Genomic DNA, 6,977 nt, shown 5'->3' on the forward strand with positions numbered 1-6,977 from the left:
GCGAACTGATGCGCCTTGTTAAGAATTTTCGCCATTCCCGAATAGCGCCCTGTTGCGCAAAAAAACCACGACTGCAAAAACAATGAAGCCTAACCCCATTAAAAACGGCAAGCTGACAATCCCGCCACCTGAGAAGTATCCAAAACCCGAAAACAAGAGCCCCATGAACAAGTAAAAAACCGGCGCGATTATCGTATTTTTGGGAGCAGCAGCGTACATCTTGGCGTTGTTTTCAATAATCATGTTCATGGCCTCGACTTGAGACTCATGCTGATTTTTGCACGCAAGACCATAAGTTAAATCAGTGGCACAGTTCGAGCAAAGGCCTTTGCTACAGCATTTGCATGTACCAACTGCCGCCACTCCTGAATGGTTAAAACAGTCCATGAATCTCCTAAATTCTTAACGCCAAGCACACCGGTGCCCTGACAAGGGCATCCGGTGCTGTGACTTGTTAAACACTTTTATGCACCACTTCACAGAGCTCAACATTCTCTTCCGAAACTAAATCCAATATTGAGTCACCGAAATCATCCACGTCGCTAACGTTTGCACCAGCCTGGATTAAGATCTTCGCGTTCTCCGGCTTATTGAAAGCGACGGCTTCTAACAAAGGATTTCTGCCAATATCACCGCGAATATTTATTGAAGCGCCAGCATCGATAAGGGTTGATAAGTCTTCTGCTGTTCCATATCTCGCCACCCAGTGAATGATCGCATCCCTATCTGCCATCTGTTTATCAAGATTTTCGACGTCCCAAGGCTCATCGTTGGAATCAATTTGATGGCGATGGAAAATAGCTTCTAGTCTCGATCTCTTCATAGTGTGTTTAACGCGAAAACGAAGCGGCGCGCCTCACGCGTCCGCCTTACGTGACTGGTTAGAGCTTTTATCAAATTTCTCAGCTCGTTCCTCAAGACTCCTGAGTTGAGATTTTGCAGCTCTAGAGTCTTGCTCTGAAGTTTCCAGCCGTGTACGCCACTTTTTTGTAAGACGACTACTTTTCTGGGCCAGATAAGCTATCAGCAATATGCAGACAACCCATGCGATAAACATTACAGCCTGCATATCATCAATGGAAATTCCGAAAAATTGATTGAGGAAGAAAATCACCAAGCCGGACGCAAGGGTTTGAGAGAATAGCCTGATAAATCTCTTTGGATTGAATAACTCTTGTTTCATTAGGCTATACCTCTAACGCTGAAATAAGCGGCGGCCCGACAGGGGCGTCCGGTGGAGGCCGCAGGCCGGAACGAACTTGATTGACTTGTTACTTGTTGCCAGCGATTTCCTCCAAGGCCCTTCTAATGCGGGAGTGATCGCTTTTCACGAGCGCGTAACCACCAAAAGTTAGTAGGCCACAGACAACAAAGCCAAATAACGAGAAGCCTTGAGCAAACATTATTGCAACGCCCAAAGCACCAAAAGCTATTCCAGCGCCAGTGGCCAAACTTACATCGCTGAATTTCCCAACGATGCAGGCTTTACCGTCTATTTCCTGAACAAAACCATCGAATCTCCCTCTCCCAGGGAAATGGAAGGGACCCGCCCTTCGAATCAACTGGATTCGTGATCCTTCTACTCGACCATCAATTTCTTTAGGTCGCGAGTACCAAGTTTCATACTCGACGAAACTCTCAGCTCTCGCGAGAATTACGTCTTTAGAAAGATCAGAATCGCAGCGATAGTTCATACAAGTAACGCCGCTCAGCACGCGCGGCTACGTAATGGAGGCGCAGCCGCAATGTAGTAGACGTCGCCGTGACTGGCATTGTTAAGTGTTTGGCTCAGCATAGACCCGCACCGCTTTGCCAGAAAAGACCCAGCCGATTAAGCCGCCTTGTTGAATCTTGATTGCCATGAAATCCTTACCGTACCGTATGCGCTGCACGTCATACTCGGCATCTTCTCCTACCTCAAATACCACGCTACAGCCGGGTTGATTAGAATAGCCACACTCCCAGTCATTGTATGCAGGCACCGGCGCAGTGACCTCTACGACCTTGGCCCGATCGGTAATGATATCCGTGAGCCATACGCCCAAACCAACTAAGGAAAGCAGGATTACTACGCCTAAGCTCACTCTCATAGAGACACTTAACGCCAAGCGCACCGGTGGCCTTTTTGGAGCGGAGCGGAGAAAAGGCCATCCGTGTGACGCGACTTGTTAATGCTAGGCAACTCCCAGGCCCGCGCCCTGGCACCGAATTCCCCGGCAACTCCAAACCAGTGTGTACCATGGTTGCGGGTGACGCCAGGAACCAGAACACCCAATTGGCGGCTGCACTCGTTGGCCGCACCGGATAGCCCCATGACCGATGCACGATTTTTCTGCCTACCTTTTGCTTTGCCGAGCAACCAACCCCGACGCGGATTCAGACGGCCTTGGCTACTACCGCTGACCTGATGGCCAGCAACCAAATTGCCGCCAAGGCCCATGGCACGAAGCCACCCTATGAGGGCCGAAGCCCCGGCATTAACGCGGAGCGCACCGGCGCACGTAAGTGCGTCCGAGTGACGCGAATTGATACTGATTGAGCCTTCTCCCCAGCCCAGCGGTTGCCCGCTAAGCTGGAAGGCGACCAAGCACTACAAGGGAGAAGACTCAATGAACTTTTACCATAGCACCCACCGCCATTATTGTGGAATCGATCTGCATGCCCGCAGTCTGTATGTCTGCATCCTCGACCAGCAGGGAGAGGTATTGCTGCACAAGGAAATCAAAGCCCGGCCGGAACCCTTACTGGCACTGCTCGAACCCTTTCGTGATGACCTCGTGGTGGGTGTCGAGTGCATGCACTGCTGGTACTGGATTTCCGATCTGTGTGAAGAACACGGAATCCACTTCATCCTGGGTCATGCCCTGTACATGAAGGCCATCCACGGCGGCAAAACCAAGAACGATCGTATCGATTCGTTCAAGATCGCCATGCTTATGAAGGGAGGCAATTTCCCTTTGGCCTACGTCTACCCCAAGGAGATGCGGGCAACCCGGGATCTACTGCGCCGACGCACCCGCATTGTCCAGCATGGGGCGATGCTCAAAGCCCATGTGGTGAACACCACCAGTCAATACAACCTGCCGCCGAACCGGGTGAACCTGAAGAATGTCGGTGCCCGGGAACAGGTCCACCTGGCGTTTGCCAATCAGGATGTGCAGTGGAACATCGATTTCGACCTGGCCATTATTGAGTGTTACCACTGCGAGCTGAGCAAGCTGGAGTGGCATCTGGAGCAGCAGGCTAAACAGCACGACCCAGCAGCTCTCAGTGTGCTGCGTACCATCCCCGGTATCGGCCGTATCCTGGCTCTGACCATTCTGTACGAGATCGGTGATATCCAACGCTTCGAATCGGTCCAGAAGTTTGCCTCTTACGCCCGGCTGATCAAGTGCAAAGCGGAGTCCGCCGGCAAGGTCTACGGGACCCAGGGCAACAAGATCGGCAACGCCCATCTGAAGTGGGCGTTCTCGGAAGCCGCCGTGCTCTTTTTGCGGAATAACGACAAAGCCCAGCGCTACCTACAGAAACTCCAGAAACGCATGAACAAGGCTAAAGCGTTGTCGGCATTGGCCCACAAACTGGGCCGGGCCGTCTACTTCATGCTCAAACACCAGAGGGTCTTCGATGAACAACGATTCCTGAAAGGTTAGTCACGCCACGGGGTGAGCATGATGTCTAACTGGATCAGTTGGGATGATCATCAAAAACCGGAAGTCTGCTGACTGGCATGTGATGCCGAGCCGGTTTTCTATCACCGCCGTTGAAGCCAGACGCTTTGATTAGACACCCCGTGGGCGTGCCTTAATACCATGAGCCAGTGCGCTTACACCGGTCCTGAGCCTGATCCTAACTGGAGCCCGGCAGCCCGCCCCCTTGAATAGCGCCAGTAACCGGTTAACCGATGAATGTCTGGTGCCCCTGACCGACTGAGGGACCGACCGGTCAGGCCGTGGTTGAGAACCACGTAAGAGAGCCCCTATATGTGTTTGCTGTAAGTGCCTGACAGCCAAACGAGACTAGCGAAGAAGGCGTTCTCGCTCATGGTTTTAGGTTGGCCGCTGGCGCGGCCAAAAAAATGACTATTGCCTATTGATTCCGAGAAGGCTCATATGTGTTATAAATTTTCCCGGACAAACTGCTCTACACTGAGATGCCGACCCTGTTTCTGGTAATGCTCGTCTAAGGCATAGGCCATGTCTTCTAGCGGAGCTTCGTTATATCCAAAATCCTGAATCTCTCGAATGTAGCGCTCTATAAAACCTTGAGGGGTGAGTTCCCGCCATTGAATCACATGCACCAATTCATGGAAGTGAAGTCGCAACTCCTTCGCTGCACCCTGCTTCACGTAATAGGTGTCGTTGTAAGTAATGCCTCCAACATCCATGTCGATGAAATCTCCCAAGCCTGCCTCACGTAACTCGGGAAAATTGGGCTTCGGAATCTTGTCAGTAACAACGAAAAATGCTGTTTCGAGGAAGTCGGGCGAATAGAAACCTTTAAAGTGTTCCTCAAAGACGGAGCAGGATTGACGTACATCTTTATGTGAGGAGTTCACCTGGTGTATCCATTGCTCAATCTTGTCGATCACAACTTCTCCTTTTTATAACGCTGAAATAAGCGGTGCCCCGACAGGGGCGTCCGGTGGAGGCCGCAGGCCGGAACGAACTTAATTGACTGGTTAACTGGCGCTACCACCATAGTGAGACCTTAGCACCTGATGACGGTGCTTGAAGACAAACCGGTAGACCGGCGCCAGAACGTACGCCAGCACGGGCAACCTACACTGGAACTCGACGGTATCGGTGACCCGACATGATGCACCATTTCTATTGATGTCCCGCCGATGGTGCCACAGCTTATTGGTTAAAGAACTGGACGCCTCCGCAAAACCCCGTTGACGATCAATAGATTGAAAAAAGAACGTGTGCCGATCGATGGGCAGGATACCGAAAAGGAGTATCCAGCTAGAAAAGAGCACCTTAGCCGTAGGCCATTTAAAGATTGGCTTGCTTGACCATTCTGAGGGAGCCGTCATACGGATGAGAGGGCTCAATTCCTTATTCACGCCCTTCATGGTGAGCAGCCTATCGACATCTTCGGGACTGATTTTAAGATTACTCGATACTTCAAATTTCACTGGTGTCTTCCCTGACAGTTAACGCTAGCCAGCATGCGCGGCTACGGAATGGAGGCGAAGCCGCAATGTAGTAGGCGTCGCCGTGCCTGGCCTGGTTATACAGTCTTTGCCACCAACATCTCAGTGGCACCTTTCTGAAAACGGTAGCTCACAGCCTGCAGCGAAACATCAGTACCATCTGCGGATAGTGCTTTCATGAGCGAATCCAAATGCTTCGAGGCTGCTCCATCCAGAGAGACAACCGGGAAGACGCGAACCTCGGAGGCAACTCTGCACAGCTCTCGCATTGATGCCAGATGAGCCACTTCGTCTACGTGGTCGCTGTAGAGAAAAAGGTAGTGGGAGCAGAGAGCCAGATCGAAACCGGAGTCCGGAAATGGCAGCGAAGGTAATGATGCTGGTACGTACCGCCCTTGGCGGCGACCGGTATCAAAGTCAGAAAGAAAATTCGACATTGCTTTCATCCGAACCTTGCCAAGCTCTTCAACGCTGCCCAGTGAGTCCCAGATATAGCTTTCTGCCCCCTGTTTCATCTTGGCCATGATGTCCGGATACACTTCATCAATCCGGCGACGTATCTCCTTCGTCTCGAACTGATAAACCGGATCACAAGATGTAATTTGGCTCCCCCGCTTTGTTGCTTCCACGTTGAAGCTCGCTGGTCCATCACCACAACCAAGAATTCGCTTTTTCAGATCATCTTCCGATAATCCGAACATTGCTTGGTACTCTGCGAAAGACCGGCCCCACGGGACTACGTTTGCTAACTCCAATTCTGACTCTCCCTAGTCTGTATAACGCTGAGCACACCGGCGCCACGTTAGGGGCGTCCGGTGCTGTGACTTGTTATAAAAAAATCAGTATCGTCCCGGCATCAAAGTTCCCTGCCGAGGTTTTAAATGAATCCCGACTATTTTTTTATAGGGGCCGTCGGCAGGAAAAATGAACGCGTAGTTAATCATTGTTTTTTTGTGCTCCGCAATTTTGATGGACAACAGATACTCTTCGCTTTCGTCCTCATCTGACGCGATAAAGAAGTGCCATTGGTTTGGTTTGTATTTTGAGAGGCTGCCAAACTGAGAATTTATGTTGTCGCACATGGATCTGAAACGCCCCAGATCGATATTCACCCTGCCCGTATCTGAGAGAAACGTCTCATAGACTGAGTTACACCTGCCATCTCGAATCATTGTCAAAATCTGATTCGAAGTTTCGAGAGCAAGCTGGTATTCGGCTGACCGGCCAGACAAGGGTTCCTCGATATAATCATCATCGATAGACCCGGACCTGTGACCGACCCATGAATCACACCCCTGAAGGAGAATAACTATCGCGAGCAATAGAGCTAACTTCATGCACACACTTCTATTTTTTATAACGCCAAGCACAGCGGCGCCACGTCAGTGGCGTCCGGCGGCCACAGGCAGCGAACTGATGCGCCTTGTTAAGAATTTTCGCCATTCCCGAATAGCGCCCTGTTGCGCAAAAAAACCACGACTGCAAAAACAATGAAGCCTAACCCCATTAAAAACGGCAAGCTGACAATCCCGCCACCTGAGAAGTATCCAAAACCCGAAAACAAGAGCCCCATGAACAAGTAAAAAACCGGCGCGATTATCGTATTTTTGGGAGCAGCAGCGTACATCTTGGCGTTGTTTTCAATAATCATGTTCATGGCCTCGACTTGAGACTCATGCTGATTTTTGCACGCAAGACCATAAGTTAAATCAGTGGCACAGTTCGAGCAAAGGCCTTTGCTACAGCATTTGCATGTACCAACTGCCGCCACTCCTGAATGGTTAAAACAGTCCATGAATCTCCTAAATTCTTAACGCCA

General features: G+C 50.8%; 11 protein-coding genes. 1 reads left to right on the plus strand and 10 read right to left on the minus strand.

All coding sequences use genetic code 11. The features are described from left to right. Nucleotides 1–18: 18 nt before the first annotated feature. From ACJO5Y_RS18125 to ACJO5Y_RS18145, 5 genes are all read right to left on the minus strand, one after another. Nucleotides 19–387, minus strand: a complete 369-nt coding sequence (locus tag ACJO5Y_RS18125) for a hypothetical protein (RefSeq protein WP_406989186.1) — start codon at nt 385–387, stop codon at nt 19–21. A 67-nt stretch (nt 388–454) separates the two neighbouring features. Next, on the minus strand, nt 455–823 hold the full coding sequence (locus tag ACJO5Y_RS18130) for an ankyrin repeat domain-containing protein (protein WP_406989187.1): 369 nt from the start codon (nt 821–823) through the stop codon (nt 455–457). 33 nt (nt 824–856) lie between these two features. Further along, on the minus strand, nt 857–1,183 hold the full coding sequence (locus ACJO5Y_RS18135; protein WP_406989188.1) for a hypothetical protein: 327 nt from the start codon (nt 1,181–1,183) through the stop codon (nt 857–859). An 88-nt stretch (nt 1,184–1,271) separates the two neighbouring features. Beyond that, nucleotides 1,272–1,694 (minus strand): hypothetical protein, encoded by a 423-nt coding sequence (locus tag ACJO5Y_RS18140; RefSeq protein ID WP_406989190.1) that lies wholly within the window; start codon nt 1,692–1,694, stop codon nt 1,272–1,274. Nucleotides 1,695–1,775: 81 nt separating this feature from the next. Further along, complete coding sequence (locus ACJO5Y_RS18145) at nt 1,776–2,090, minus strand: hypothetical protein (RefSeq protein WP_406989191.1); 315 nt, start codon at nt 2,088–2,090, stop codon at nt 1,776–1,778. A 519-nt stretch (nt 2,091–2,609) separates the two neighbouring features. Between ACJO5Y_RS18145 and ACJO5Y_RS18150 the strand changes: the two genes are divergently transcribed. Then, on the plus strand, nt 2,610–3,653 hold the full coding sequence (locus ACJO5Y_RS18150; protein WP_406989192.1) for an IS110 family RNA-guided transposase: 1,044 nt from the start codon (nt 2,610–2,612) through the stop codon (nt 3,651–3,653). A 464-nt stretch (nt 3,654–4,117) separates the two neighbouring features. Here ACJO5Y_RS18150 and ACJO5Y_RS18155 read toward each other — a convergent pair whose 3' ends face one another. From ACJO5Y_RS18155 to ACJO5Y_RS18175, 5 genes are all read right to left on the minus strand, one after another. After that, the gene (locus tag ACJO5Y_RS18155) at nt 4,118–4,591 is read right to left on the minus strand and encodes a hypothetical protein (protein WP_406989193.1); all 474 of its coding nucleotides are present in this window, start codon (nt 4,589–4,591) and stop codon (nt 4,118–4,120) included. 90 nt (nt 4,592–4,681) lie between these two features. Beyond that, nucleotides 4,682–5,140: an Rv1443c family protein gene (locus tag ACJO5Y_RS18160; RefSeq protein ID WP_406989194.1), complete on the minus strand. Its 459-nt coding sequence runs from the start codon at nt 5,138–5,140 to the stop codon at nt 4,682–4,684. A gap of 95 nt (nt 5,141–5,235) precedes the next feature. After that, a complete protein-coding gene (locus ACJO5Y_RS18165) occupies nt 5,236–5,859 on the minus strand; it encodes an SAM-dependent methyltransferase (RefSeq protein ID WP_406989196.1) in 624 nt (207 codons plus the stop codon). Nucleotides 5,860–5,997: 138 nt separating this feature from the next. Beyond that, a complete protein-coding gene (locus ACJO5Y_RS18170) occupies nt 5,998–6,495 on the minus strand; it encodes a hypothetical protein (RefSeq protein WP_406989197.1) in 498 nt (165 codons plus the stop codon). An 89-nt stretch (nt 6,496–6,584) separates the two neighbouring features. Further along, nucleotides 6,585–6,809: a hypothetical protein gene (locus ACJO5Y_RS18175; protein ID WP_406989199.1), complete on the minus strand. Its 225-nt coding sequence runs from the start codon at nt 6,807–6,809 to the stop codon at nt 6,585–6,587. Nucleotides 6,810–6,977: the final 168 nt, after the last annotated feature.

The sequence above is a fragment of the Marinobacter alkalisoli genome (assembly GCF_045449855.1).
GTDB lineage: Bacteria > Pseudomonadota > Gammaproteobacteria > Pseudomonadales > Oleiphilaceae > Marinobacter.

Coding starts and splice junctions, on each gene's coding strand:
- ACJO5Y_RS18125 (WP_406989186.1), bottom strand. CDS start 387: ATGGACTGTTTTAACCATTCAGGAGTGGCGGCAGTTGGTACATGCAAA.
- ACJO5Y_RS18130 (WP_406989187.1), bottom strand. CDS start 823: ATGAAGAGATCGAGACTAGAAGCTATTTTCCATCGCCATCAAATTGAT.
- ACJO5Y_RS18135 (WP_406989188.1), bottom strand. CDS start 1,183: ATGAAACAAGAGTTATTCAATCCAAAGAGATTTATCAGGCTATTCTCT.
- ACJO5Y_RS18140 (WP_406989190.1), bottom strand. CDS start 1,694: ATGAACTATCGCTGCGATTCTGATCTTTCTAAAGACGTAATTCTCGCG.
- ACJO5Y_RS18145 (WP_406989191.1), bottom strand. CDS start 2,090: ATGAGAGTGAGCTTAGGCGTAGTAATCCTGCTTTCCTTAGTTGGTTTG.
- ACJO5Y_RS18150 (WP_406989192.1), top strand. CDS start 2,610: ATGAACTTTTACCATAGCACCCACCGCCATTATTGTGGAATCGATCTG.
- ACJO5Y_RS18165 (WP_406989196.1), bottom strand. CDS start 5,859: ATGTTCGGATTATCGGAAGATGATCTGAAAAAGCGAATTCTTGGTTGT.
- ACJO5Y_RS18170 (WP_406989197.1), bottom strand. CDS start 6,495: ATGAAGTTAGCTCTATTGCTCGCGATAGTTATTCTCCTTCAGGGGTGT.
- ACJO5Y_RS18175 (WP_406989199.1), bottom strand. CDS start 6,809: ATGATTATTGAAAACAACGCCAAGATGTACGCTGCTGCTCCCAAAAAT.